This window comes from Corallococcus terminator (assembly GCF_003611635.1).
Taxonomy (GTDB): Bacteria; Myxococcota; Myxococcia; order Myxococcales; family Myxococcaceae; genus Corallococcus; species Corallococcus terminator.
The window spans coordinates 1-1,733 of record NZ_RAVZ01000656.1; the positions used below are offsets into that span (position 1 = coordinate 1).

General features: G+C 73.3%; 2 protein-coding genes. One reads left to right on the forward strand and one right to left on the reverse strand.

What is annotated here, in order from left to right; genetic code table 11:
* Nucleotides 1–683, forward strand: a 683-nt coding sequence (locus tag D7V88_RS43455) for a hypothetical protein (protein WP_208726757.1), incomplete at its 5' end; no start/stop codon positions are given.
* An 11-nt stretch (nucleotides 684–694) separates the two neighbouring features.
* Here the strand turns inward: D7V88_RS43455 and D7V88_RS41235 are convergent.
* Nucleotides 695–1,582, reverse strand: coding sequence for an arginase family protein (locus D7V88_RS41235; protein WP_120545926.1), 888 nt, complete (start codon nucleotides 1,580–1,582; stop codon nucleotides 695–697).
* Nucleotides 1,583–1,733 lie beyond the last annotated feature (151 nt).

Genomic DNA, 1,733 nt, shown 5'->3' on the forward strand with positions numbered 1-1,733 from the left:
GGTGGGTGGCGCTGGCGCTCGTGGCGCCTCACGACGCGGAGCATCCGCGAAGGCTGCACGCGGTGGAGCGGACCCACGCGTCCGGAAGCGTCCTCATCCTCCAGAGCATGGATGGGCTGGCGCTCGGCACGCTCGTCCCGGGGCTCACGGAAGCCCAGGCCGAGCAGGCCCAGACTGAGCACTCCCTCCCGTGGAACGCCGTCGTGCCCCAGGTCTCCGGACAGGAGCCGGGGGCCACCGGAACCGCGCAAGCGGTCCCGGCCACCGCGACCCTCGAACCCACCGGACAGCCCGCGCTGACGGAGCTCACGGCGCCACACCTCACCGTGGAGCGCGTGGAGCACCACGGGGCGCAGCGACAGGTGTCCCTGCTCCTCACCGCGCAAGAGGGCGCATCCCTGCGGCTGGAGGTCCCGCGTGAGGCGCTGGTCTCCTGGTCCTTGAGCCCGGAGTTGCCCGCCCTCCCGACGGACGCCGTCGCCTTCACGGCCCTGGCGCTGAATCCCCCGCGAGGGGAATGGCGCGTGGAGTTGCGCCTGCGCTCAACCCTGGCCGTGCCCGTGCGGCTTCGCGCCTCGCGCGAGGGTGCGGTGACACCGACGCTGGACGCCCTGCGCCGCTCGCTCGGGCCCCTCCGCACGGGCTCCTTCGCCGCGTCCCACACCGTGGAGGCGCGGCCATGACGCCCCCGCGCTCAGCCTGGCGACGGAAGGGCCGCGAACTCCTTCACCAACCGCGCGGTGACGAGCGCGGTGAGCCGTGCTGGATCCAGCTCGGGGATGAACTCGCTGACGTCCAGCCCGACCAGCTCGTAGCGTCGGGCCAGCCCGCGCAGGAGCACCAGCAGCTCGCGGAACGTGGGGCCGCCAGGGTAGGGCGCCTCCACGGCGGGGACTTCGTGGGGCGCGAGCCCGTCCAGGTCCACGGACACGAACACGCGCCGCACGCCGCCGAGCTGCGCGGCCATCGATTCGAGCACCGCCGGCAGGCCCCGCTCCACCACCTCCACGGCGTGGATGACGCCCGGCTTCCACGCGCGCAGCCCCTCGCGCTCGCGCGCGTTCACCTGCCGGATACCGAACAGGCTGGTCCGCTCCGGCCGGACATGGGGCAGCTTCCAGGCGTGGTGGAGGATGGAGTCGAAGGCCAGTGCGTCGCTCTGGGCGCAGTCCGGATGGGCGTCCACGTAGACGACGCCGCAGTCCTCGAACACGTCGTTCACCGCGGCCAGGGCGGCGTACTTGATGTGGTGGTCCCCGCCCACGCCAATGGCGCGCTGTCCCCGACGGAACAGCGAGGCGAAGCGGTCGCGCACGACGGACAACTGCGCGGGCACCGCGAGCCCCTCCACGGGGAGGTTCCCCGCGTCGAACAGGCCGTCCCCGTCCTCCAGCGACTCCGTGAGGGACGGGGATTCGTTGTCCGCGTCGCGCATGAAGTCGGCGGTGAAGAGCGTCCGGGGTGCGTCGGACCGTCCCCGTACGCTCTCGGAGAAGCCGGCCCCCTGCGTGTTGGCGCCGAACAGCACGGCGCGCGCCCGGTGCTCGTCGGAACACAGGGCATGGCGAAGGCGCGGGCTCATGGGCGCGCCTCCGCTCCGGACAGGGACACGGCGAAGGGGGACGAAGAGGGGTTCATGCAGGCTCCAGTGCGGACAGGGCGGACCCCGGGGCCCGTGAAGGGCCCGGTGGGCGCGGATGGCTCAGACGGGGCTGACCGCGTGGGGGGAAGGG

Bases quoted from the DNA above. Each gene is read 5' to 3' on its own strand.
- D7V88_RS41235 (WP_120545926.1), bottom strand. From the start codon at position 1,582: ATGAGCCCGCGCCTTCGCCATGCCCTGTGTTCCGACGAGCACCGGGCG.